At 35.7% G+C, this 25,500-nt stretch carries 24 protein-coding genes and 2 pseudogenes; 15 read left to right on the top strand and 11 right to left on the bottom strand.

All coding sequences use genetic code 11. The annotated features are described in order from the left end of the window. The first annotated feature begins 228 nt into the window (after positions 1-228). Positions 229-1,266: a threonine aldolase family protein gene (locus KHA87_RS13625; RefSeq protein WP_213094705.1), complete on the top strand. Its 1,038-nt coding sequence runs from the start codon at positions 229-231 to the stop codon at positions 1,264-1,266. Between the two features lie 359 nt (positions 1,267-1,625). Then, on the top strand, positions 1,626-2,156 hold the full coding sequence (locus KHA87_RS13620; protein ID WP_213094704.1) for a hypothetical protein: 531 nt from the start codon (positions 1,626-1,628) through the stop codon (positions 2,154-2,156). A 29-nt stretch (positions 2,157-2,185) separates the two neighbouring features. On the opposite strand, the gene KHA87_RS13615 is transcribed toward KHA87_RS13620, so the two are convergent. Continuing rightward, positions 2,186-2,590 carry a helix-turn-helix domain-containing protein gene (locus KHA87_RS13615; RefSeq protein WP_213094703.1) on the bottom strand — a complete coding sequence of 135 codons (405 nt, stop codon included), beginning with the start codon at positions 2,588-2,590 and terminating at the stop codon, positions 2,186-2,188. A gap of 239 nt (positions 2,591-2,829) precedes the next feature. Here KHA87_RS13615 and KHA87_RS13610 point away from each other — a divergent pair, with 239 nt between their 5' ends. The 5 genes from KHA87_RS13610 to KHA87_RS13590 all read left to right on the top strand — a co-directional run bounded on the left by KHA87_RS13610 (position 2,830) and on the right by KHA87_RS13590 (position 8,215). Further along, positions 2,830-3,882, top strand: a complete 1,053-nt coding sequence (locus tag KHA87_RS13610) for a PIN domain-containing protein (RefSeq protein ID WP_213094702.1) — start codon at positions 2,830-2,832, stop codon at positions 3,880-3,882. A 25-nt stretch (positions 3,883-3,907) separates the two neighbouring features. Further along, positions 3,908-4,375, top strand: coding sequence for a hypothetical protein (locus tag KHA87_RS13605; RefSeq protein ID WP_213094701.1), 468 nt, complete (start codon positions 3,908-3,910; stop codon positions 4,373-4,375). Between the two features lie 25 nt (positions 4,376-4,400). Beyond that, positions 4,401-5,546 carry a hypothetical protein gene (locus tag KHA87_RS13600; RefSeq protein ID WP_213094700.1) on the top strand — a complete coding sequence of 382 codons (1,146 nt, stop codon included), beginning with the start codon at positions 4,401-4,403 and terminating at the stop codon, positions 5,544-5,546. A gap of 122 nt (positions 5,547-5,668) precedes the next feature. Further along, positions 5,669-6,001 carry a hypothetical protein gene (locus tag KHA87_RS13595; RefSeq protein WP_213094699.1) on the top strand — a complete coding sequence of 111 codons (333 nt, stop codon included), beginning with the start codon at positions 5,669-5,671 and terminating at the stop codon, positions 5,999-6,001. Between the two features lie 30 nt (positions 6,002-6,031). Beyond that, positions 6,032-8,215: a WG repeat-containing protein gene (locus KHA87_RS13590; RefSeq protein WP_213094698.1), complete on the top strand. Its 2,184-nt coding sequence runs from the start codon at positions 6,032-6,034 to the stop codon at positions 8,213-8,215. 349 nt (positions 8,216-8,564) lie between these two features. On the opposite strand, the gene KHA87_RS13585 is transcribed toward KHA87_RS13590, so the two are convergent. After that, positions 8,565-9,260: a hypothetical protein gene (locus KHA87_RS13585; protein WP_213094697.1), complete on the bottom strand. Its 696-nt coding sequence runs from the start codon at positions 9,258-9,260 to the stop codon at positions 8,565-8,567. A 192-nt stretch (positions 9,261-9,452) separates the two neighbouring features. Here KHA87_RS13585 and KHA87_RS13580 point away from each other — a divergent pair, with 192 nt between their 5' ends. Further along, on the top strand, positions 9,453-10,268 hold the full coding sequence (locus tag KHA87_RS13580; RefSeq protein ID WP_213094696.1) for a hypothetical protein: 816 nt from the start codon (positions 9,453-9,455) through the stop codon (positions 10,266-10,268). Between the two features lie 74 nt (positions 10,269-10,342). On the opposite strand, the gene KHA87_RS13575 is transcribed toward KHA87_RS13580, so the two are convergent. Continuing rightward, complete coding sequence (locus tag KHA87_RS13575; RefSeq protein WP_213094695.1) at positions 10,343-10,780, bottom strand: YfmQ family protein; 438 nt, start codon at positions 10,778-10,780, stop codon at positions 10,343-10,345. 410 nt (positions 10,781-11,190) lie between these two features. Between KHA87_RS13575 and KHA87_RS22200 the strand changes: the two genes are divergently transcribed. Further along, a complete protein-coding gene (locus KHA87_RS22200; protein ID WP_481748360.1) occupies positions 11,191-11,400 on the top strand; it encodes a GntR family transcriptional regulator in 210 nt (69 codons plus the stop codon). A gap of 328 nt (positions 11,401-11,728) precedes the next feature. On the opposite strand, the gene KHA87_RS13565 is transcribed toward KHA87_RS22200, so the two are convergent. Continuing rightward, positions 11,729-12,100, bottom strand: a complete 372-nt coding sequence (locus KHA87_RS13565) for a VOC family protein (RefSeq protein WP_213094694.1) — start codon at positions 12,098-12,100, stop codon at positions 11,729-11,731. A 90-nt stretch (positions 12,101-12,190) separates the two neighbouring features. Continuing rightward, positions 12,191-12,295, bottom strand: a pseudogene (locus KHA87_RS22645) (IS1595 family transposase); the annotation flags it as partial. A gap of 18 nt (positions 12,296-12,313) precedes the next feature. Between KHA87_RS22645 and KHA87_RS22195 the strand changes: the two are divergent. Continuing rightward, positions 12,314-12,487, top strand: a pseudogene (locus tag KHA87_RS22195) (enoyl-CoA hydratase); the annotation flags it as partial. Positions 12,488-12,995: 508 nt separating this feature from the next. Here the strand turns inward: KHA87_RS22195 and KHA87_RS13560 are convergent. The 5 genes from KHA87_RS13560 to KHA87_RS13540 form a co-directional block, all read right to left on the bottom strand. After that, a complete protein-coding gene (locus KHA87_RS13560; protein WP_213094693.1) occupies positions 12,996-13,529 on the bottom strand; it encodes a hypothetical protein in 534 nt (177 codons plus the stop codon). Between the two features lie 451 nt (positions 13,530-13,980). Next, positions 13,981-14,289, bottom strand: coding sequence for a hypothetical protein (locus KHA87_RS13555; protein ID WP_213094692.1), 309 nt, complete (start codon positions 14,287-14,289; stop codon positions 13,981-13,983). A 95-nt stretch (positions 14,290-14,384) separates the two neighbouring features. Further along, positions 14,385-16,115, bottom strand: coding sequence for a hypothetical protein (locus tag KHA87_RS13550; protein ID WP_213094691.1), 1,731 nt, complete (start codon positions 16,113-16,115; stop codon positions 14,385-14,387). A gap of 3 nt (positions 16,116-16,118) precedes the next feature. Beyond that, positions 16,119-17,030, bottom strand: a complete 912-nt coding sequence (locus tag KHA87_RS13545; RefSeq protein ID WP_213094690.1) for a hypothetical protein — start codon at positions 17,028-17,030, stop codon at positions 16,119-16,121. A 1-nt stretch (position 17,031) separates the two neighbouring features. After that, positions 17,032-17,310: a hypothetical protein gene (locus KHA87_RS13540; protein ID WP_213094689.1), complete on the bottom strand. Its 279-nt coding sequence runs from the start codon at positions 17,308-17,310 to the stop codon at positions 17,032-17,034. A gap of 346 nt (positions 17,311-17,656) precedes the next feature. Between KHA87_RS13540 and KHA87_RS13535 the strand changes: the two genes are divergently transcribed. The 3 genes from KHA87_RS13535 (at position 17,657) to KHA87_RS13525 (ending at position 19,756) form a co-directional block, all read left to right on the top strand. Continuing rightward, the gene (locus tag KHA87_RS13535; RefSeq protein ID WP_213094688.1) at positions 17,657-18,229 is read left to right on the top strand and encodes a dihydrofolate reductase family protein; all 573 of its coding nucleotides are present in this window, start codon (positions 17,657-17,659) and stop codon (positions 18,227-18,229) included. A gap of 59 nt (positions 18,230-18,288) precedes the next feature. Beyond that, positions 18,289-18,612: a YnfA family protein gene (locus KHA87_RS13530; RefSeq protein ID WP_213094687.1), complete on the top strand. Its 324-nt coding sequence runs from the start codon at positions 18,289-18,291 to the stop codon at positions 18,610-18,612. A 271-nt stretch (positions 18,613-18,883) separates the two neighbouring features. Next, positions 18,884-19,756: a YitT family protein gene (locus KHA87_RS13525; protein ID WP_213094686.1), complete on the top strand. Its 873-nt coding sequence runs from the start codon at positions 18,884-18,886 to the stop codon at positions 19,754-19,756. Between the two features lie 197 nt (positions 19,757-19,953). Here the strand turns inward: KHA87_RS13525 and KHA87_RS13520 are convergent, their stop codons facing one another. Then, positions 19,954-20,958, bottom strand: a complete 1,005-nt coding sequence (locus tag KHA87_RS13520; RefSeq protein ID WP_213094685.1) for a DUF3231 family protein — start codon at positions 20,956-20,958, stop codon at positions 19,954-19,956. 970 nt (positions 20,959-21,928) lie between these two features. On the opposite strand from KHA87_RS13520, the gene KHA87_RS13515 reads away from it, so the two are divergent. Both KHA87_RS13515 and KHA87_RS13510 read left to right on the top strand, forming a co-directional pair. Next, complete coding sequence (locus KHA87_RS13515) at positions 21,929-23,311, top strand: L,D-transpeptidase family protein (RefSeq protein WP_213094684.1); 1,383 nt, start codon at positions 21,929-21,931, stop codon at positions 23,309-23,311. 534 nt (positions 23,312-23,845) lie between these two features. Beyond that, positions 23,846-25,471, top strand: a complete 1,626-nt coding sequence (locus tag KHA87_RS13510; protein ID WP_213094683.1) for a GGDEF domain-containing response regulator — start codon at positions 23,846-23,848, stop codon at positions 25,469-25,471. Positions 25,472-25,500: the final 29 nt, after the last annotated feature.

Below are 25,500 nucleotides of genomic sequence, written 5' to 3'. Positions count from 1 at the left end.
AAACGCATTTTTAGCTTTAAAACAGATAAAAAAAATAATGCAAAAGGAGTAATATAAGGGCAAAAGCTGCTAGTCGAATCCCAATAAATTAACTTGTGCATAGGTGAAAATGCTATTATAAAAGTAAAGTATTAAGACTTTATGGAAAAATAGAAACGATCATCCAACATAAACATGGTGATTGTCCGTTTTATTTTAATTAAATTGTTGAGAAGAAGGGTGAGAAGAATGATACGGTTTGAAAATGATTATACGGAAGGTGCTCATAAGCAAATTCTAACTAGGATTATGGAAACGAATGAAGAGCAGACACCCGGATATGGTTTGGATGAGCATTGTGAAAAAGCCAGAGATTATATTAGAAAAGCGTGTGATGCAGAAAATGCGGATGTACACTTTTTAGTTGGCGGAACACAAACAAATACTACGATTATCGCTTCTATTTTACGCCCGCATCAGGGGGCAGTTGCTGCGATTACGGGACATATTGCAGGGCATGAAACTGGGGCCATTGAAGCTACTGGTCATAAGGTGCTGACCTTGCCGAGTGATGATGGGAAAATTCAAGCGGAACAGGTCAAAGAATTATATGATGCTCATTGGAATGATGCCACTCATGAGCATATGGTGCAGCCAGGCTTAGTTTACATTTCTCACCCTACCGAGAACGGAACGACTTACAGTAAATCGGAATTGGAAGAACTAAGCAAAGTTTGTAGGGAATGTGGTTTGCCATTGTTTATGGATGGAGCCAGATTAGGCTATGGTCTGGCTTCAAGAGACAGCGATTTAGCCTTAGCGGATATTGCAAGACTTTGTGATGTGTTTTATATCGGAGGAACAAAAGTAGGAGCATTATTCGGTGAAGCTGTAGTCATCATGAATGATGCCTTAAAAAAAGACTTTCGGTATTTCATCAAACAAAATGGAGGAATGCTGGCAAAGGGAAGATTGCTCGGGATTCAATTTGAAACTCTGTTTGAAAATGGCTTGTACTATGAAATTTCCAATCATGCAGTGGAAATGGCAATGATGATACGAGATGCATTTGTGGATAAAGGTTTCTCTTTACGATATGATTCCAAAACCAATCAACAGTTTCCTATTTTACCAAATGAAGTGTTAACCAAATTGGGCGAAAAGTATTCATTTTCCCTTTGGGAGAAAGTCGATGCTAGACACAGCGTTGTAAGATTTTGTACTAGTTGGGCTACAAAAAAGGAAAATGTTGAAATGCTAATTAAGGATATTAAAGAATTAGAATAGGGGTAAAACGTGGGGACGGTTCTTTTGTTTGGAAAATGAGGGAACTGTCCCCCGTATTTTATCGAAAAAATGCTGGGTTCAATAACCAAGTTTACTCCAAGTGCAATTCACGTATAAAGTGATGCAGTTCCAGCTGGAATTCATGCAGTTCCATATCAAAGTGATGCAGTTCCCCAAAAATTCGATGCAGTTTGAAAAATATAGGGACGGTTCTGGTCTTTATAGAATACGTACAGAACCGTCACCCTGGTTACTTCTAGGCATTTATTCCTAAAAATAACTTCAAATGAATGAATTATTTGGTAAAATATATATATATTAAGATTACTAGTTGAAATTACTATAAAAGAGGGGTATTTGTGTCCAATAGTGATTATAGTCAAAAGCTGCGGAAAGTAATGTATAAACATAATGAAATATTCGCAGATAGTAGTACCGGAACGTATGAAGTGTATGCTGTTAATTATGTGGAGGAGCCCTTAAAAGCACTTCTCCCGCTTAGTTTTCAAAAAGTCTTAAAATATATTGCTGCAAATAGTGATAAATTTATCGCGAAAGTAGGAATAAAGTCAGAGCGTGAAGAGGATGAATTATTTAACTGGTTACTTACCAATACTAAGCAATCCAATAGCTTTGATTTAATTTTCTATATACCGGAGGAATTTTGGCCATCCTTTCGATATGATAGTGAAAATGTAATAGATGAATTCTTTGTTAAAGGTTATATAGAAATGGATCAAGTCAGCTGCTTTAAAGGTGAAAAAATGCCACTCGATTTTGAAGTATTTGATGTTCCGCTAAAAGATGTAAGGGATTATTTAGATGAGCAAGAAGTGATCTTCATCATTGAATATATTGCAAGCTTTCTTTCCAAACGCTACAGAAAGTGAACAGTTTCAACCTCGATGCTGTTCACTTTTTAACTCATAAGCGTTTCTGCAATGATTAGCAGCTTTCTTTTATCTTCAGGTGATAACACCTTATCCCCTAATATGAGTACTTTTGAGCTTAGGAGTAATTCCTTTATGTTGATTACACTTTTATCTTCCTCTATCGTACTATTAAACCCCGCTAAGAATAATAACTCTTCGATCGGATATTCATACGCAGCAGAAATTTTTTTCAGTATCTCCGGAGTAACCTGGACGGGACGGTTATTTCTAGGGTCGAATCCTTTTTCCAGAATAGATAGGTAGTTATGGGATATTCCAATTAATTCAGAAGCTTTTCGTAAAGAAAGCTTTAAGTGTTCCGAACGGAGATAGAATAATACCTCTCCCAGTGTCTTGTCTTTCAGGTTTTTTTCTAAAAATTCCTCTGTCATTCTCTCACCTCCTAAAATACTGTTCCTATTTGTCATCAGTTGATTACTTGTATTATTTTATATTAATAGCCCCTGTCATATCAACCATTCATAGCTTGTTTTTAAGGGATTGACACTTTGTAATCAATTTGTTACTGTAATCATGTATTACAATAAAGTCGCACTCACTATAAAAATAATTATTCAGAATGGTTTTTATAAATATCTACAATATTATTAGAATGCTAGGGGATAGGTTTATGGACAAAAGCTCTAAGTATTTATGGGGATTTTTAAAGCCTTATTTAGGAAAAGGATTTGTTTTTGCACCGGATACGAATGTATTCATGAATGCCCCTGACGTGATCATGGAATTAAGAAAACAGGGAGAAAGTGTTACTGTTTGTAATCAATCCTTTCAAGAATTAGATAAAAATAAAAAGTCAAATGACGAATCATCCGAGGAGCACAAGATAAGAGCGAAAAGATGCAGGGATGCCTTATCCATCATTGATAAGTATTCCGTTAATAAATCTCTCTACCATCCTGACCATACCTATATAAAATCAAAAGGACTATCAGTAGGCAAGGAATTTCCTGATGATAAAATTATTGCCGAATATATGATGCTTCAAGAAAAGGAAAATAAACAATGTGTTTTCATCACTTTGGACAGAGGTCCAAGGACTACGGCAAGGTCATGTAAGATGATTTGTTCCGAACATGACATTGATACCTTCTTCCGTTATTTTAATGAGAATGCACATAAGGGTGTGAAAAAGCATACAAAAAGGAAACATAGATCATCTAATCTACTAGTGTTAGTTGCTATTATTATTTGTTTTCTTATTTTCTCGCATCTTGGGAAGGGGATAAAAGAAAATGCATATACCATTAAAAAGGTAATTATTCCATCGAACGCTATTTCTGTTTCCAATATGAAGATTACAAAGGAACATCAATCATACAATGTGAAATTTGTTGTGAAGAATAACACCAATCTTCATATTAGTTTTCCCGAAAATGCTTGGAAGTCAAAGAAACCTCCTAAATATATGAAAGATAGATATGAACAAATGATTTATCAACAAAATCGGCAAATGGAGCGCTTTAAGATTTTATATAAAAATGGAAAAGTAAAGTATACATATGGCTATATGGAGGATGGGGATTTGCTCAATCCTAAGGATATCAGAGATGCTAGTGTAACGGTCGATGGGGCAATAAAAGATGTTCAATACATTGAAACCTCTTTTATTGAACGGGAGAATAATAAACAGATTAAATTCAAATTGATTCCAACCGCCAAATAATTTTTATATAAAGGAGGGAATTGGTATGGGGGGAGCTTTTATTCTCCGTTTTTTGGAAAAGTCAATGGAACAAAACCTACTTTCAACAGTAATAAACATTTTAATCATTATCCTTTACACGGTGCTTGCCTATTTGTTTTTTCGCAAGGTGAAGGTCAAGTCTCCTCAGCAAATTTGGATCGTATGTCTATCCGTACTAAGTCCAGGAATTGGGCAGTTTTATAAAAAAAGATATACAAAAGGCTGGATATTTGCTGTTTTATTTATAGCGGGAATGGTAGGGGGCGCCTATGATATTTTGCCATACAACATTATAACAGGGCTAGTTTTAACTGGAATAACTGTATCCATCTTAGATGCCTTATTTGGACATAGCGGGAAATGGGCAAAATCATATAGATATCGCGGTGGAAATGGCAAAAGAAGTTATGATGCATTAGATCAAGTAATGGATAATATGAATCGAGAATTTACAGAACACAATTGGCATTAAAATGAGTATTACATAGGGGGAATAAATGATGAAAAAAATAATCGGGTTATTGGTAGTCTTATTTTGTTTTCTAACTTCATCCGTTATGGGACAAGCAGCAAGTGTGAAAACGACATACAAAGAACAATTTGAAAAAACATTTGGTAAGGGCAATTTCTATAACACAGATGTGATTCTTCAAATGGATGATCAATCCTATTTTATGGCGGGAACAAAATTATTAGATACCGATCCTAGATTTACTGGATGGTACTCTAAATTTGATAAAAATGGGAAGCTCTTATGGAGTAAAGACGTAAAATCAAGCTCTGGATATAGCTTTGGATTTAAGAAGGGCAAGGGAGACGTGGAATTATGGGAGATGAAGGATTCCAAGATCTATATTACACTTGTTCATTCTAATGGCAGCTATACAGTGAAGAAATATGCACCACCGAAATTCTCTTTTAACTATGATTTAGAAAAAGTAATCAAGGCAAAGGACGGGGGCTACCTAGTAGTCCTAACAGATGATCAGGCGTTGGAATATATTAAATTAAATGCTAATTATCAAACCAAATGGGATACGAAATATTCCTTCAAGGAGTATCAAACGATCGAATCCGTCACCGAAGCAAAAGATGGCAGCTTCTTATTAACAGGAGCAATGAAAAGCAACATCGTGCTTTATAAAGTAGACAAAAATGGGAAGCAAACGATTAAAAGTCCAACATTTAGCCTTTCCAAAACAGAAATGGAGAGCGGAAAATTTATTGCTCAAAGAAGTAATGGGGAATATGTTCTAGTAACCGAAATTCGTAAGGACTATGATGAAAATAGAAGAAATCGTTTCGTCCTATTGAGTAAGGATTTGAAGCCGAAAAGCGCCGTAATAAGCAGTCAAATTAACGTTAATATTTATGATGCAGCACTTGCGAAGGATGGAAGCATTCTAATTTCTGGTGGAAAAGGGGCGTCTTTATATCAAGCAAACTTTATTAAAGCAACAATCTCCGGAAAGAAATTAGTGGACAAGGCCATTGTAGATTTTAAACCATACTACAGCTTTACTGTAAGTAGAATTATCGAAACAAAAGATGGCGGTGTAGCTGTAGCTAACACAGTATTACCAAATATGGAAACGGCTTATATGGAAGGTGAACGATTTTTACTGTTTACAAAGTTCAAGTAGACTATTACTCTTCAGAATTGGACAAAAGACCAGTAAGAAAGCTTTGTTGAAGGAGACCTTTCTACAAAGCTGGAATTAATCCTTGTTTTATAGCAAAAATATATTAGGTGTGAGGGAGAATCATGGGGGTTATTTTTCTAGTATTTTTCATCATTTTAGGTTGGTGTATATTTCAACAAATAAAATTTGCAACGGGATTAAAATCTTGGGCAGGTATATTAAAGAGAAAAGATGCCTCCCAATCAGAGTCGGAAGAGGTTTTAACTTTTCTTATGAAGACTAAGTGGGTACCGAATCATCCAAAATATTGGGGATACTGTAAAACCATATATCATTCAATTCTGGTTTCAAAGGATGTCCATTTTGAAACTAAAATGGATATTTTTCATCGTTTGGACAAGTTAAAGTGTTATGGAATAGTAAGACCGATTGACAAAAGTAAAAAATTTACTTAACAGAACGTGGGGGACGGTGAACTTAAAAAGATGAAAAAGATTTTCTTTATTATTCTTACCATTATTTTATTACCGATAACTTTTATTTTTTCAAATGAAAAGGTATTTGCTCTGAAGAATGGCGGAAGTAGTGATATAAAAGCTATATATGCTGGAAACTATCATTCTTTGACATTAAAAAAGGATGGTACAGTTTGGGCGTGGGGTAGTAATGAGGACGGTCAATTAGGTACATCTAATAATGTAGATAAATCTACACCTGTTCAAGTATTAGGTTTAAAGAATATTATTGCCATTTCTGGAGGGGAAAAACATTCGTTAGCCCTAACGAAGGATGGGACTGTATGGGCGTGGGGAGGAAATGATTATGGACAACTGGGTGATGGTACTTACATCAATAAAAGTAAACCGGTTAAAGTAAAAAAGCTCGCGGATGTTGTTTCCATTTCTGCAAATTCCTATTATTCCCTTGCATTGAAGAAAGATGGTAGTGTATGGGCTTGGGGTGCGAATTTAGGAGGTACTATTGGAGATAGTAGTATAGAAAAAAGTAATGTACCAATTCAAATACCAGAACTTAGTAATATAAAAAGCATTTCAGCTGGTAGTTTTCACTCTATAGCACTGGAAAAGGATAGCTCAATTTGGGTATGGGGATTGAGAACATATAAACCTCAAAAGATTACCGGGATTGAAAATGTTAAAGATGTTACTGCAGGAAACCAAAGTTCATTAGTATTAAAAAATGATGGAACTGTTTGGGAATGGAAAAGGGATAGAAACTATTATACTAGTATTGCAGACCAGTTTAAAAATGGCTTAGCGCAGATATCAGGACTTTCAAATATTATTTCAGTTTCGGTGCTTGACTATCATTCAATGGCATTAAAAAAGGATGGAACTATTTGGTCATGGGGATATAATACGAATGGTTCACTAGGAGACGGGACTAACAAGGATAGTATGAAACCGGTTATGGCAAAAGGATTAAAAAATATTTCTACCATTTCTGCTGGCAGTGGTTATTCACTCGCTATATACAATGGGGAAGTGTTGGGCTGGGGAGGAAATTTCAAAGGGATTCAGTCCATATCTTCATTGCCCAATTATGCAATTGAACCTAAATATAATGACGTACAGGATTTTAGCGAAGGGCTAGTTTGGGTGAAGACGGGAAACTTATGGGGTGTCATTGATAAAAGCGGGGTTACCATAGTGGAGCCTAAGTATAAAAATGATGATCTCTATACTTTTAAATTTCATGAAGGGCTGTCTCGTACCAAGGATGATAAATGGAAATACATTAATACAAAAGGAAAAGTCGTTATCAGTACGAACTATACAGAAGTGATGAGTTTCTGGGAGGGTTTAGCGGCCGTTAATAAAAATGGAAAATGGGGTTTTATTAATAAGGCTGGAAAAGAGGTCATCAAGCCGCAATACCAAGATATTGGTGATATATTTGATAGTGGCTATAAAGAGAAAGGATTCTCACAAGGTCTAGCAGCTGTAGAAATCAAAGGTAAGTGGGGGGCAATTAATAAATCAGGAAAAGTGGTTATTAAACCTATTTATGAGAATCTTACCTCGTTCAGGGAAGGCATATCAGTTATAAGGTTAAAGGGAAAAGAAGGATATATAAATAAATCAGGAAAAGTAATATCTAAAATGTATAGTAGTGCAGCTACATTTAGTGATGGTTTGGGATGTGTATGGACTAGTAATGGAAAAATTGGATTCGTGAATAAGTCCGGTAAGGAAGTAATTAAACCACAGTTTGATGATATTGGCGCTTCTCTAGGGGAAGGAATCTCAGATAATCTTGGCTTCAGTGACGGCGTTGCGACGGTAATGAAGAATTATAACTGGCAAGTGATCAATAAAAGTGGAAAAACATTATTTGTAAATAAAAGCATTAATGATATTAGTGATTATAGGAATGGACTAGCTGTTTATACTATTTATAAAAATGGTGACATTAGCTCACGAGGGTATATCGATAAAAAGGGGAAGGTAATATATAAGACAAGCACGGTCTTACCATTCAATGAAGGCTATGGCCAAGTATCTACCAAAAAAGGTCAAACATTTGTTAACAATAAAGGAAAAATTGTAACACCATACTATGAAAATACGAAATATGTTTTTGAGGGATTTGCGGCAGTACAAGATAAAAACAAAAAATGGGGATTTATTTCCTTACCTAAGCATTAGAGACAACTAAAATAGGAAATCAACTGAAAATATAAGAATTAGTTTCGATTGGATCAATTATTTTACACAATATAATATTTTGTTATGCATTGTATTCAAAGGGGTATAAGTATAATTCTGTAAAAATCATAGGGACTGTTCTGGTGTTTCTTAAAAAAACGCTAGAACCGTCCCCATGTTCTTCTAGAATTTTTATAGCTGTCATAGAAAAAGCACTCTGAATGCAGAGTGCTTTTTCTTATATTTAGGAGTAATCTACTCATTGTTTTGGCACTGATCAGCCATCTTCAATGCATTGAGCATCGAAACTATCAACGTATTCCCCTCTATATTAAGCATGCTCTATTTATTACTTCCAATCTTTTCGCCAATGTTTAATCATGGACTTTCCTGACTCAAATGTATAGGATTTGATTGATTTTCTTTTGAATGAAGTTTGATTAGGTGGAAAATTATATACCATCATTGTCCATGGTTTATTTTCTTCTGCATTATTATAGGAAGCAATTTGGAGTTGGTTTTTGCCCGTAATTTGTGGTCTTACAGTATAATCTAAGCCACCTTTTACTTTCTTTAGTTTCCCACTTTGAATATAATATACATCCGCTGCTTCACTATTGGATGACCATGTTTCCGCTATGAATAAAAGATCCGGTTGACCTTTAGATTTGCTTGGAATCCAATATATCATTTTTCGAGTAGAATTATATACATAATTTTTCTTTTCTACACCAGTATATGAAATAGATTTCGATCCATATTTTTGGATATATATACGATAATTGCCTTTGTAGAGTGTGTCCCCTTCATTAACTCCCGCCCAGGGCATTGCCCATGTATCTTTTGCTGAAAAACTTCCTTTTGCCTTAACTTCATTGGATCCAATGATATATAACTTAAATTTCTTTCCGTTTGCATCCTTGAAAGTATAAGTTACACGACTTTTTTTAGTGTTTACAGAACTGGCAAATGAATACTGGTTATATGAAACAGTAATGGAAAGACCTAAAAACAAAAGGATCAAAATTTTAATTGCTCTTTTCATAGTACCTCCTATATTTTTGTAAATTAAGATAAAAATAGATTATAGGATAATTGTATCATGAAGAACAAAGGGACGATTCTCTTTTTTTCGGTATGGCAGTTATCTTTTGGAGGCACAGGTGGAAGAAGGAGTGACACTTTCATTTGTAGAATAAGTAAGACAAGAGAGTAAGTTGATGAAAGTAGGAGCCCTATGAAATATCTTAAAAATAAAAAACGATTGTTTCTGATACCATTCATTCTGATTTTACTAAGTGGTTGTGTTACAGAAAAAGATCTTAAAGTGCCTCTAAGTAGATACCTTTCCGAACATTATCAAATAAAGCAAAAGGAATTTCGGTTTTTAACTTGGGATAACAATTGGTTAGAAGGAATTGACCACCAAACGGCTATTGAAATAAAGGAACCATATCATACAACAGCTTTTATTACGATATTACGAGATTCATATAAAATAGATAATGCTAACAGTGATGATGTATATATGGAATTATTTAAAGGAGCTTATATTAAGCAGCATCCCGAAGTAATTTCGGCATTAAATCAAGTAATAGCTAAAAATAGTTTAATGAAAAAGTCACCTACCGAATATGACGTAGCAAAAGGAAACTTTTATTACTTTCTTAACATAAGGATAGATGAACAGCAGGAAGAAAAGTTGATGGATGAATTTAAGCAGACTCCATTAATAGATACTATTACATTACTACCTACTTTAAAAAACAGTGAAAAAAAGGAAGAGAAACGGTTCAGAGGAGTCGTGAACTTCAACTTTTATTACAATACCTATAAACATAGTAAAAGGATTCCTCGGGCGGAAAGTATATTAAATGATTTTAAGAAAAATCGGGTATTACAAGAAGGCTTGTACTGTATAACAGTAAATACCATGAATTCAAGTCCCAAGTCGATTGAATATGGGCTGGACCCACGAAACAGCAATGTGCGCTTTAGAGTCGATTCCAAAGGAAAAATACAAGACGTAGATGTGTTATCGCCGGAGGAATAGTAATTCTTTACTAGCAGATGGTGTGGAATGTTATAGAGAAAGGCGGCCTTTTATGGCCGCCTTTTTTTGAAAAGTTATACCATTGCCGGAAAAGTCCTTTGAAGACTATCAGAGCGCACACTATAGGCAAGCATTTTTTTCCTATACTGTTTAACCACATCCACATGATCCTCATAGCGGTATACAAATAGCTTTACATTGATTTTACCTCTTTTAGTATCAATTACTAAGGGAGTACCGCCGTTATCCGGCTGCAGGATTAACTTCTCGTTTCCTGGGTGTACATAATACCGCTCTAGAAACGTAGCCTCATTAAAAGAATGAATAAATTCCTGTTTATCTTCCCCTTCTAAGCGTTTGCCGTCCAACGTTATGATGGTACTTGCTTCCTGAAGTTTCGAATGTAATTCGAATTTACTTAAAAGCCATTCTACAGCACTTGTGGGAGGGCAGGTCAAAATTATTTTAACACTCCCTGCAAGGACTAACGAAAGTATAAAAATCCAAGTCATATTCCTTCATCTCCGTTGTTTTATTTAAAATGGAAAATCAATCGGTGCTTGTGTTGTGATATATTTCACAAAGAATAATAAATCTGGATGATAAGAATTCATCGATAAGTGGTTTTATAATTTAATAAAATAATAGAACGAATCTCTTCCTTTACTATAATAGAATAATTTACTGGTAAAGAAACCATCCAATTACTGAACAATGTTTCCAACCACTTTTATATGAAAAATAACATTACGATATTATTCTATTATGAAAAGGTTTTATATGAAATGCTTTACATGTATATGTACCAAAAAGGACATAATCCATAAGTAGTTATACATGGGATATCCGTTACAAAAATGGGAGCATAGAAACTCCTATTTTTTTAACTCTAGTTTAGTAATATTCTTGAAAGGGACTGTTCATGATGGAATGGAAGCCAGATAGAAACTTGAAAAAACCAGTGTATAAACAAATAGCGGAGCATATTGAAAATGGTATTGCAGATGGTACGTTTCCATTAGATAAGCCGCTACCTTCCGAAAGAGGATTGGCTAATTTATATGGTGTTAATCGCAGACTATCGTTGCAGCTTACTCAGTGTCATATCATTGTCCTCCTTTATACAACATGATTATGTGAATATGATAATTCATCTTCCAATCATATATTAAAGGAAGAACACAACGAATGGACCATCCATTTGATCATAAAAAAACTCATCCACTTTTTCTTTTTATTAAATAGTGAATATTGCTTGGAACAGTTTTATCGTAAAAGCATGGCAATGAGACAAAGTATTATTTTTACGATAATCACATTTTTAAACGAGGGGGACGGTTTCAATCTTTTTATTTGGCTTTGTTAAATAGTATTGTTGTTTTTTAGGAAAAAATGGGAACGTCTGATTTCGACGTTCCCGTTCTTAATCCGTTAAAGCACCAAATTTTTTTACTATAATCTTACCAGTGTACTTGAAGTTTATTACCATTTGGGTCATAAAAGTGGAAAAAGGCATGACCATTATCCTCTTTTATATCCTCGACCTTAACTTGATTATCAATTAAGTGTTGGTGAAATTCAGATAATTCTCGACTTGTAAAGCCAATGCTAAATTCTTGTTCATTATCAATTGTAAAATGTGCAAATGTTTCATCTCTGGTAGGGATTAAGATCAGTAAGAAAGGTCCTTCATTTACTTTTAAAATCGCAAGTTCCTCAGTAATGTTTAATAACTGGAGCCCTAACACATCTCTATACCATTGTGCAGACAGTTCTAAATCTTTTACAGGAATTCTAATATAATGTACTTGTTCAATAAATGATTTACTCATAGGCTTCTCTCCATTATTCTATTCTGGTATATATAATAGTTCCCTTTCTATATACCTTTTTCCTTCCGATTATTGAAACCTGCTCGTTCGAACGATTTTGGTTATAGTAAAGTTATCTTTTATATGTTTGATAGTGTCTAATAATTGGAACCAGCTTAAATAATGGTCTGGATATTTAGTCGCTACACAATTAAAACTGACTTACTCTCAGTATTTTTATTCCTTTATCGAACAACCGTGACGGGAGATACAATAATTTGTGAAGTAACCATTGAACATTTTGAAAAGCAAGATAATAATAGAATCGCTATTATGGCATCTTTCTCATGTACAAATCAGAATGAGAAACAAGTGTTAAGAGGGAACTTTGCTGGTGTGATATTATAAAATGAATATTCTTGATATGGGGTAAATTCGGATATGCAAAATGTAAATAGTCTTTCTTAGATTAAGGTCACAGGATCCCTTATTTTCATGAAAACAGCAATTTTGAGCTATTTGAGGACAGGGAATCCGCTATTCACCTATTAACAGGTAAATTGGGGTTGATTTTTGCCCAATAGCGGTACGTCATTCCTCTAAAGTCGTGAAATCGCTGCTTTTTTCACAAATCAAGGAACGTGTGTCCACAAGAGGAACCTTATATAAAAAGTATGTCACTCAATATAACCTCCAATGAAAATACTATAGCAGCAAGAAACTTCCCCACTATTGGATCAAGCTGATAGAAGGTTTTGAAAGCGTGACGGATTCGAGTTACCGAATTTTTTAGCATATTTGTAGATAGTTCAACTAATCCCTCTAGCAATTAAGACTAGAGGGATTAGTTGGAATTTTGTTTTTGCATCCGGTTGTTGAAGGACATTTTCCGAGGGTAAAGCCGAAATTTTGTCTTTCATTCGGTAGATGAAGGACATTTTCTGGGGGTAAAGCCGAAATTTTGTCTTTCATCCGGTAGATGAAGGACATTTTCAAGGGAAAAGTCGAAATTTTGTCTTTCATCCGGTAGATGAAGGACATTTTTTAAGGAAAAGCCGAAATTTTGTCTTTCATTCGGTAGATGAAGGACATTTTCAAGGGAAAAGCCGAAATTTTGTCTTTCATTCGGTAGATGAAGGACATTTTCAAGGGAAAAGTCGAAATTTTGTCTTTCATCCGGTAGATGAAGGACATTTTCAAGGGAAAAACCAAAATTTTGTCTTTCATTCGGTAGATGAAGGACATTTTCAAGGGAAAAGTCGAAATTTTGTCTTTCATCCGGTAGATGAAGGACATTTTTTAAGGAAAAGCCGAAATTTTGTCTTTCATCCGGTAGATGAAGGACATTTTTTAAGGAAAAGCCGAAATTTTGTCTTTCATCCGGTAGATGAAGGACATTTTTCAAGGCTAAAGCCGAAATTTTGTCTTTCATTCGGTAGATGAAGGACATTTTTTAAGGAAAAACCAAAATTTTGTCTTTCATTCGGTAGATGAAGGACATTTTCAAGGGAAAAGTCGAAATTTTGTCTTTCATCCGGTAGATGAAGGACATTTTTTAAGGTAAAGCCGAAATTTTGTCTTTCATCCGGTAGATGAAGGACATTTTCAAGGGAAAAGTCGAAATTTTGTCTTTCATCCGGTAGATGAAGGACATTTTTTAAGGAAAAGCCGAAATTTTGTCTTTCATCCGGTAGATGAAGGACATTTTTTAAGGAAAAACCAAAATTTTGTCTTTCATTCGGTAGATGAAGGACATTTTTTAAGGAAAAGCCGAAATTTTGTCTTTCATCCGGTAGATGAAGGACATTTTTTAAGGAAAAACCAAAATTTTGTCTTTCATCCGGTAGATGAAGGACATTTTTCAGGGGAAATCCGAAATTTTGTCTTTCATCGGGTACTCCCTAAAACCTTCTCACCATTTCTTCAGCAGAAAGCGAGGGATTGGCTATTTCCAGCAGCTTATTTTCTGACAGCCCAGCCTCGATTGCCCATAATATAGCGCGAATTTGTTCAACATTGAAGTGAGGCACGGCCAAAAGTTTAAGTTTTTCCATTGGAAAGCCTTGTTCGAGACCCCACCTGATTTGTTCCATTTGTTCTTCATTGAAGGCAGGGTTAGCGTATAAGGCAAGTTGCTTCTCTTCTAGACCGTGCTGCTTACCTAATTCAATTTGACACCATTGGGCATCCGTAAATTTTTCTTCTTTCATCCCGCTTCGCCTACCTACTGTTAAGTTTGGCAAATCCCCACAATAAAATAATGACGATGATTACTATGATTAATATTGGCATTCACTATTTCCCCCTAGCTAGTATGGGCAACGGCCATGAATTGCAGCCATTCATTTTCAAAATCAATGTTCATGTTAAACATTTTATTAACTCGGTCAAGATGCTCTGTGGCGGAATCGGCATACACATCAAAATCTGCAAGCCTTTCTTCCAAACTATCAATCTCTTTACTCGCCTTATCCAAGATATTTCTTACCTCCAGATCCGTAGCCTCTTCCACTAATTGAAGCTCTCGGTCATATGTTTCACTTGTCTCCTTAAACACCTTTTCAAGATTGGCTACTAAGATGCCATAACGGACGTCAAATAGATCTACTTTTTGTAAAATGAGCATGACGATATTGGAAGTGATGACAATGGCTAAGAGTTCAATAACCTCCGTCACAAAATCTGGCAGCCCAAGCTGTTTACTTATATACTCAATGAGGGCTTGGACGACAGCGTTAGTGACTGTCACCGAGACGAGATTAAACACGGCATCCGCTTTTTGCGCTTTGGTTGCACTTTTGTTAAATAGTATTTTCATCGAATCGACGACAGCCAATACTAGATCTTTCACTAGGCCCATCACTTTCTTCACAGTGCTTTTTAAAATTGATAACAAAATATCGAAGAAAGATTTCAAGAATTTCTTAACGACATTGTTTGATAGGTTAATCAGGATTTGCTTCAACTTAGAAGATACATATTGAATAACACGTTTAGATGCTTTTTTAATCTCAGGAAAAAATGTCTCCAGCGTTATATGTCGGTTTTTAATAATCGTTTTTGTCTCATATACAAGTGGAGGAAGTGTGTAATAAATGAGTTGCCCTGTAATAATTTTGCCAACCGCTTTCCCCGTGTCCTTGGCGGCATCGGAGCCCATTTTTTTATAGTTTGCATGCTTGAGCGCTGCGCGACTTTCTACATTTCCAATATGCCGATAATTTTTTTCTAATTCCTTCTTCACATGTTTAGGAACTTTACCTTCTTCATTCAAATACCCCATTTTCATTAAATGGTCACGAGCTACACTGTCTTCATTTTCCCATTTCTGAATGGTTTCCTCTGGCGTTGCGGCAGCTCCTTTAACGATATTGGCTCTACCATCGATCCATTGCATATTTTCTACTGAGTTATAAGCCTTCTCCATTTCTTGGCGATAGCCCTCACCCAAGTAACGCTCATTATAGGTGGCGCTTTTCACAGCCCTTACATGATCGCCCTGGATAGTCTCCTTTCTGACTTTCCTACCCGTTAAGTCATCCTTCATATAGTCACTATCTGGGTCAATGGCATTCGTTTTATAAACGGTTCGACTCGTATATTCGGTTCCATTTTGATCATAATAGTGCTCTGCTTTGCGGTCTCCCTCATGAAAGGCTTTAACGGAAGCGGCACTTCGTTCATTGATGCTTTTTAGAGTGGAATTATAGTATTTACTATCACGATCATTATAGTTATAGACTTCTTTTTGATATTCTTTGTTCCCGGCTAATGGATCATATTCATTTTTATAATCAAACTGAACGATTCGCTTTGCCAGTTGATCGGCAGTTATGTATAAATCCCCCAAATTAAAAAAACGTCTGACCACTTGACCTGAGAGATCTCTTACACTTGCATGAACAAGCTGGGTTCCAAAGTTGTTTGTAAGCAGATCCTTTGATCGCGTGTTTAGCTGGGTTACGGCATTCAAATAAATTTTCTTTTCTTGTTCTGCCAGAGCATTTCGGCGCTTAACAACTTCTTTCAATTCCATAGCTTAGGCTCCTTGAACCATGTTTTGCTTTAACACGGTTTCTTGATCTTCTAGAATTCGGGCTTGTTTTTCAAGCTCTACCTTATCTTCCTTTGATAGCTTTTCATTTAAAAGTCGCGTGAGAACCGGCGTATTATAGACCTTCTTACTTACGATGAAGAAAAGGAAGGTATTTTTTATAAAATTATAATGTTTTTCATACAACGTTCCTTTTAATAGACTAATATCTTTGTTCATCGGGATATTCTCTAATTCTTGTTTTGCAAGAATGTAATTTTTGATCACTTCAGCGTCCATCATAGCTTCGATTAATTCCATTTCAGGAAGGATTTTTTCCTTTACGGTCTGATCAATCGTTTGGATGTTCCGTTTATATAAATCACTTATTTCCATGTCCCACAGGACCGACTTTTCTTTTAAATCCATCTTCTTTTCGGTACTTTTGGCTTCAAGCCTGTATTCATGAAGCTCTTCTCGCATGGAGAGATTTTGTTTTCTCGTTTCCGACCTTGCGCCAAAGACCGTTTTGAAAAAAGTCTTTTTAAACACTTCATCCTTGCTCCAGTCAATGTCCTGAATATAATCTTCCATCTCTTCGAACCTTTTATCTGGAAGATCAAGAATCTCTTTTTCCTCTTCATTTGCAAACCGGTTGGCTTTTTCAAGGCTCCCAAATTTGCTTAAAAACGCATGTAGTGCATCAATGGTGATCTTAACCTTCTCTTTTCTAAAGATATTAAGGAAATGAATCTTTTGGTTAAATTCCTTAATAAGCCGATTAATGATCATGAGTTTCGATTCAACCGTAGCTCTGTGTTGGCTATAAATCGTTTTTGTTTCTTCGACTAATGCTCTTCTTTCTGACTCACCAGTAAAGGACTGGACTTTATCTGTTGCCCAATCTAACAGTCCCATGTTATCCCTCCGTATAGTAAATGAAATCCGAATGTCGGCTCTTATCCTTGCAAGCTACAATCATTCCATTTTCAATTAAAAATTCAAAGCGATCATCTTTTTTGATCACAAAACGATCACTCGTCCCGTCGGCCACATATGTACTATTGCTGTTTGAATACGTGGCATGAATCGCGGTGGGAGATATTGGATCCAATTGTTTGGCTGTTTTGCCTCGTTGTTTTAGCCAACCAACGAGGACAAAGGCAATGATAATAACTAGTAAAGTCACCCAAAACATACAAATCCCCCCGAATAAAAAAAATCTCAAAAACCAGTAAAATATACCTACTCCCATTTTACAACAAAATCCAAATTTCGAGTATTTTTTTCATATAGTAACGGAAGAATGACTGTCTGCGGTTCTACCAAAAGAATGTGCGGCTATTTTCTTTTTTGACTAGTGTGGAAGTTTTGATAAATAAAAGGGAAAGGAGTACAACTGCGAGTGCCGGCTTTTTTTGTTGTATTCAGTTTATGGATAAAGCTATTCGAAAAATTTTCTTTCTAAAAAAAACAGCAGGTTTGTACATGAATAATGGAGAAATCTATAATGTAAATACATTGTTTAGTGGGGAGGAAGAATAATGTCTACCAACGTAAGAACAAGAAGAGTAATTTTAGATTTAGCTGTTACTCTAGACGGATTTATTGAAGGGAAACATGGAGAAATCGATTGGTGCATCATGGACCCTGATATGGGGTTTACTAATTTCTTAAATCAAATTGATACGATATTTTATGGAAGAAAAAGCTACGATTTGTGGGGACAATATACTCCAAATATGGATGCTAGTGAAACAGAAAGAGAACTATGGGATCTAGTTCACAGTAAGAAGAAATATGTGTTTTCCAGAACGCAAAAAGGGGATAATAAAGCGATATTTATCCATGATAATATTCTGGAAGAAGTCAATAGAATAAAGAGTATACCTGGCAAAGATATTTGGCTATATGGCGGTTCAAGTCTTATTACAACGTTTATAAATTTAGGGCTTGTGGATGAATTTCGATTATCTGTTCACCCTGTTATTTTGGGAGAAGGAAAACCGTTGTTTATGGATATTGAAAAGAGAGTCGGTTTGAAAATGGTTGAAACAAAAACATTCTCCTCCGGTGTAGTGCAATTAATATATCATTTGGATAAGAATGAAGAATAAAAGATGCTTGAATAAATTTTAAGAAACGGTCTTAGCAGTTAAATAGCAAGAAGGTGGACATGATTGCAATAGTAATTTTTATTTTAGCAGGGATTGCGGAAATTGGTGGAGGATATCTTATTTGGCAATGGCTAAGAGAAGATAAACCTTTGATCTGGGGGATTTTTGGAGGTATAGTGTTATTTATATATGGTGTAATCGCCACCTTCCAATCCTTCTCATCGTTTGGTAGGGTATACGCAGCTTACGGCGGGATATTTATCATACTATCTGTTTTATGGGGATGGGGTATGGATAAGAAAACACCTGATTTATATGACTGGCTCGGTGCAGGTATCTGTTTATTAGGAGTTTTGGTTATGTTATTTGCACCAAGACATTAGCAAAAGCTAACATTTTGTTGGCTTTTTTTATTGCGCATCATGAAATTCTAATCTTTGTAAATGCTTATAAATGTAGAAGTAGATAAATATTGTAATCATTGAGTTCCAAAGAAATGCCTTATTTATTACTGATAATCTAATGCAGGATGAAAGATATAATTTTTGTTTGCAAGAATTTCACTTAATGGGCGCATGTATTCTACAAGACTTCAGGGCAAAATAAAACAGGACTTTTGTGGTACAATTTAATAAAAAGGAAGCGAGGAATCATATGAATTCAATCAGAAAACAAAAAGCCAATAAACTGCTAATTATTTTACGAGGATTATTAGTCATTATAGGGGGATTTATAGCTGCATATGGACTAGAAACGGTATTAATCCCAAACAACGTCTCAGATGGCGGTGTGACCGGTTTAAGCATTGTTAGTTCGGAACTATTTGGCCTTCCATTAGGAGCTCTAATAGCTATTATTAATATCCCATTTATCTGGTTAGGTTATAAACAAATTGGAAAAACATTTGCGCTTTTTTCGATTATCGGAATTATATCGCTAGCTGTGGGCACAGTATTATTTCATCATACGTCCGCTATTATTGAGGGAGATACTTTGTTAGTCACTGTTGTTGGTGGTATTATCCTTGGCTTTGGGATGGGATTAGCTTTGCGTAATGGCGGTGCATTAGATGGAATCGATATGCTTGCCGTACTACTATCTCGAAAATTACCTTTTGGGACAAGTGATTTTATTCTTTTCCTGAACGTATTTGTATTTATCATCGTCTCAACCGTATTCGGTCTTCAAGGGGCAATTCTTTCGGCGATTGCTTACTTTATTGCTTCAAAGGTAATTCACATAGTGGAAGAAGGTTTGAGTGGTTCTAAAACCTTTAAAGTAATCACAACTCAACCCGAATTATTGGTAGAAACTATACGGGACCGTTTAGGAAGAAGTGCTACGTATAACGAAGTTTATGGAGGGTTCTCACACGAAAAGTTTAAAGAAATCACCTGTGTCATTAACCGATTGGAAGAAACCAAACTAAAGGAAATTCTCAATGAAATTGACCCAAAATCCTTTGTTACCGTTTATGACGTAGCGGAAGTCAGAGGTGGTAACTTTAGAAAGAATAATATACATTAAAAAAAGCTTTGTGTACCATGGGAAAAACATCATCTTCAAAGCAAAAAGTATGACCTTTTATGATTGCTTTGTCTTGCGGATAAAACAATAACAAAAGAGCATACTTTTTTTCCTGTTTTTGTCGGAGGGTCTTTTCTTGTTTTGAACGGAAAAACAAGAAAAAAGACCCTCCCTTTGTTATTTTGCTGGAGCTTTGTTTATTTATTATCGGCTAAATCTTTTCGATTTACCGCGCTTGGTGGCTGTTCCATCCATCCTTTTTCAATCATTATACTGGTAGTATCCTCAGCAAATAATAATAATTTGGAAATTATTTTTATATTAAGGGCACTTAAATCCGTTCGAGGGCTAAGTCCGAGACTGGTTCCATACAATCCTATACCCATATTTATTAAAGATGCTAAGTGAAATAAAATTAATTTATCCGAATATGGTGAAGTGGTGGATGTAGTTACCAATGTATCCCATGGTTCAGGAGCTGGCAGGTGACTTTCTCTGACTTTCTCATCATAAGTATCAATATTATTTTTGAGAATTTCCAGACCTTTTTTGATAATTTTGCTGACATCATTATCTTTTACAACCTGGGAAAAGCCAATCAATGTTGTTTGAAAGAGAATGTTTCGTTGCTTATTTGCAAAAAGGTTTGCAATCTCTATGGTTGTTAATGGTCTTCTCTCACCGAACCACCCTGATAAAAAGCTTTCCTTGTGAATGAAATCAACCTTTTCGGGGATAGGTATGTAAGGTGTCTTTATAAAAGCTCCCTTTGCAAGTAATATATTGGATGTTCGATTTAACAGTTCCTTTGATTCATCTATACATTTCGAAAAATATTGGATAACCTCTTCGTTAGCCGCTAATAGTAGTGATAGTCCGTATCCATTGAGTCCTGTTGCACCCCAAAATTGTAAAAAGTATAAATAATACATATCGGAATATAATCTAGGTGCCTGTAGATTAACATCCTCTTTAGTAAAGCCAATTGGTATCGGGAAATTATGCTTTTGAAATAAATTGGTCAATGTTTCAATATGGGATTCAGACAATTCAAGCGCATATTCGATTATTGGAAGAACTTCCTGATCTTCCACGTTTTCCTTGAAGTACGATAGCATACAAATGGCCATGCTATCGTTCATGTAATTGGCCCAAAGTTGAGAAATCTCTCCAGATATAAGATTTTGATCATTTTCACTCATTCCAGTACCTCCAAATTACTATTCGCTAACTCTTTTTGGTCTGTTGCTGGTGGTGATCATTCAAGCTTTCCTTTTAAAAAATCATTATTTTGGCTCCTGCATCCGCCATTTCGCGGACAAAGTGAAACAGTTACATATGCTGCTCATAAGATAGGGAGAGTTGTGCAAATTCGAAACAAGTAAGGCAAACATTTTGTTCTGTTCTCACAGGAATCCAGCCATTGTTAGCATTAGTTATTTTTCCTGTTTTTTTGGGGGAATATTCATTTTAAAGGAAACATAGCTACTGTTCCTTTAAAATCTCTGTAGGGAAAATCCTATAGGGCTTCTTTAATGCTAGCCGTGTGGCGGAATCTCTGGCTGTATTTCGGAACAATGAACGAAAGAAGCAAAGGTTAGGAGATAGTTTGAAACTTAAAAAAATGTAAAACACATATTTTTTGGAAGGAGAGAATAGCATAGATCGTACTTGGAATAATATTAATTCTTCATGAGATTTTTTAGATCTCTAAACTAGAGTGGGTGTGGTCTGTTTCAGAAAGTTGGGTCCAATAGTGGCAGTGAACCATCCGAATTATAATTTTGTTGACATGTGGTAGCGGTTTTTTTTAGGTATAGGTATTGTTGTTTTCATTGGAACTTTTTTTAAAATAATAAGGAATCCTCTCCACTGTCTTATCCCTCGATTTTCATATTATTTAGTTCTAATCGGTTTGTATTGCTAAGCAATATTGATTAGACTAATTGCATTCCAAAACATTTGCAAATATTGATTTATCCTCTTCATTTCATTACCCAAATCACCCACTTACTCCGATATCGTAAGAAACCGTTGTACTCACTTCAACTTCTGCATAATTGATATATATACATTAGAATTTTTGTTCATTTCCTCTCATACAATAGATACGTAGTATCCGATTAGCATTCTGTTAATCTGTTAACGAATGCAGTTTTTTGAGGTGAAGTAATGCGTAAAAAGCATATTATTATATTAAGTAGTACGATGGTTGTTATCATCCTCGCGTTAAGTGCTATTTTCTACTATCAGTGCACCCATTTTAATGCTAAAGTCATGATCAATGATACAAAAGTGGGTGGATTGACCGCTGAAAAAGCAATTCAAAAATTAAAGGAATCTAACTTAAAAAATGATGTCTATGTCGGGGAGAGGCTTATTCTCAAAGGAAAAACTACGAAGGCGGGTTTTACCGATAAGGACCTGCCAGAAGTTGAAAACCTATTAAAAAAACAGAGAACGTTTTTTCCTTCCTTCAAGGTAAAAAGTTATTCGTTGCTGCCGGTCAACGCGGATCAAAACCGAAGCCAAACGATGAAAAAGAAACTAGAGAAAAAGCTCCTATCGATGAATAAGAGCTTAAAAGCTCCAAAAGACGCTCATGCCCAGTTGAAACAAGGGAAAATCATTGTTTTGAAAAGCGAGGCAGGAGAGCGATATGATGTAGCAAAGTTACTAGAGGATTACAGCAAACACGAATATAATAGTGTAGTCCGCTTAAAAGCCGTATACTTACAGCCTATCAAGGAAGACAGTCCGAGTGTGGAAATGGAAAAGGCAAAGCTGCAGGAGCTCATCGGGCGAACGGTCGATTATAAAGTGCAGAACAAGGTCTATTCCTTTAAAGGCAGTGGAGTCATTAAGAATGCAACGGTGTCTAAAACCATGAAGTATACAATGGATATGGATGTGATTGAGAAAAAGCTTACCGATATTAATCGAACACAATCCACTCTCGGTAAAAATTACACCTTTAAAACTCATTCAGGTAAAGTAATATCCATAAAAGGGGAAACCTATGGCTGGGCGATAAATGTCACCGAGGAAGCGAAACGGATTCAAGAAGCTTTTGATAAAGGAACTACATCGATTCTTGCCTATAATGTCTATGGAATAGGCTGGAACGTGAATGGTGTTGGCTATCATACAACCACAAACAATGGCATTGGCGACACATATGCGGAAGTATCCATAGAGGACCAACGTATATGGATCTATAAAAATGGCAAACTGCAAGTCACCACACATGTAGTTACTGGCAGACATAATACAAATGAAGATACGCCAAAGGGTGTGTGGTACATCATGTATAAAAGGGCACCATCGATCCTTCGAGGCAGTGAAGTAGGTAACCCGAATTATTCGATTAAAGTCAACTATTGGGCACCTTTTACGAATAGTGGCTGCGGGTTCCATGATGCTTATTGGAGAACCAACTGGGCAAGTGACGCCTACCTTGAGCATGGTTCTGGTGGCTGTGTCAATACTCCTCCAAGTATTATGAAAGCTGTGTACGACAATCTTGAACAATATGAGCCGGTTATCATTTATTGAGAATATAACGACAAAAGCAGTGGGATGGCCTCACTGCTTTTGTCATGTAGAGCTCTACGTGCTAGGCACTATTTTTTCGGACCAACCTTTCTATATAGATGGTCAAAGTCTAAAAAAATTGAAATTTTAGCTGGAACAAAGGGGCGAATCTCAAGTTCTTAAACTTCGGATTCGTCCCTTATTTTTGTCGCATCTAGTAGATTTATGTCGTTTTGTGTGATATGATTTTGTTCTGAAAATAGTAAATAAATCTTACATTGAAAAATGTCAATTTTATTGATATATAGGAGCGCAAAGCTTCAAAGTTAAAGTATGAGTGATGCCTTGCAACTGAAAGAGAAATGGAAACCAAAAACACACAGTCCTATTGAAGTGGTTGTGTGTTTTATTTGTGAATACCACTCTTTTGTTATTGGTTACTGCTTTTGTAGACGGAAAGCTAATGAACATTCATCTATTGCTTATGTTGACGAGCCCTTTGAAGCTTTTCTAATTTCTCAGTTGGATAAATTTTATTTTAGCGGAGTGGAATATATGGACCTATCTAAATATAGAAAAGTATTTTTTAAAAAAATCAAAGAGCAATTCGTTCAATGGTTTGAAGATGGTGAAGAAACTAGCATTCCTAATACAGAAGTGTATCGCTTCATACATTCTATAAAAGGAACGTCGGGAACACTTCAGCTTGGAGGGATTCTTCAGGTATCAGGAGTGCTGCTGGAACAAATGAAGGACCGTAATAAAGAAGAGTGGGAGAGAAGGGAGCTGCGCGAATTTCTATCCGAATTAATGGAGCTCACCTTTAGCTATGACCATTATGAGGAAATCGAGGTTGGAAAAAAGCATTTTCGTCGCGAGAATATTCCGCTCATCCAAATTATTGATGATGATATTTCTTTGCTTATTATATTGAAGGATTTTCTGGAGAAGCAAGGCTGGATGGTTATTACGAATTCTAACTCCGACAAAGCAATCTCCCAGTATTTTGATCTGCATCCCGATTGTGTTGTCTTAGATGTGAATTTACCGAATAAAAATGGCTTTGAAATCCTAAGAGATTTACAGAGTCATAGTAACAAGGTTTTCGTTCCGATCATTATGATGAGTATTTTATATGATCGAGATACTCGAATAAATGCCTTCAAAATGGGGGCAGATGACTTTATTGCGAAGCCGATTGATCTTGAAGAATTGGCTGTTCATATTGAACGCCATCTCCAAAGAAAGAAAATTTATGACCAATCCGTATTATTGGATGAGCTAACGAATGTTTATAACCGAAAATACTTAAAGGTTGTTTTTGATGTCAGCATGGATGAATTGAATCGTTTTAGCCAACCATTTAGCCTTGCTATTCTTGATATTGATTATTTTAAAAAAGTTAATGACCGCTACGGGCATCTCACAGGGGATAAGGTGCTTTCACAGTTTGCTTCATTCTTAGAAGAAAATACACGAAGCTTTGATACTGTGTTTAGATATGGTGGAGAAGAGTTTATCATTCTATTTCAAAATACGGAGCAACAAAAAGCGAATGAGATAGTCACCAGATTATTGGAGCGTTTTTCTAAACAGCGCTTTGAGATAGATGGAGAAGACACGTATGTTTCTTTTTCCGCTGGCATTCATACGATCTCTACACTGGATACAACTATAGAGTCTGCGATAAGTGCCGCAGATAAGGCTTTATACAAAGCAAAGGAATTAGGACGAGCAAGAGTGGAATGCTTCCATGAACCATCAACAGAATTGGAAAAGAAAAAGTTATATATATCCATTATTGATGATGATCCAATTATTCGCTCTATGCTTGCGAAGAGTTTACAAGAATTAGAGATAAGTCAATATGAAATAAATATACAGGTCTTCGAAAATGGTCATGTATTCTTTGACTCCAGTCATCTTGAAATAGAAGGGGAGCATTTTCTGATCTTAGATGGGGTGATGCCTATCATGGACGGACTGGATATTTTACAAAAAGTAAGAGAAACAGAGAAACATGAGAAGGTATTGGTCATTATGCTGACAGGAAGAAATAGCCAGGAGGATATAGCAAAAGCTCTCAAGCTCGGAGCGGATGACTATATGACAAAACCATTTGAAATAGCAGACTTGCAAGCTAGAATTATGCAGCTGATTCACAGAAAGAAAATCAGATGAGAACGATCAATAGAAAAACATATAAGGGT

Source organism: Bacillus sp. FJAT-49736, from assembly GCF_018343615.1.
GTDB lineage: Bacteria > Bacillota > Bacilli > Bacillales > Bacillaceae_C > Margalitia.
The sequence above is the reverse complement of the archived record's forward strand: the minus strand, read 5'-3'. Positions and strand labels throughout refer to the sequence as shown.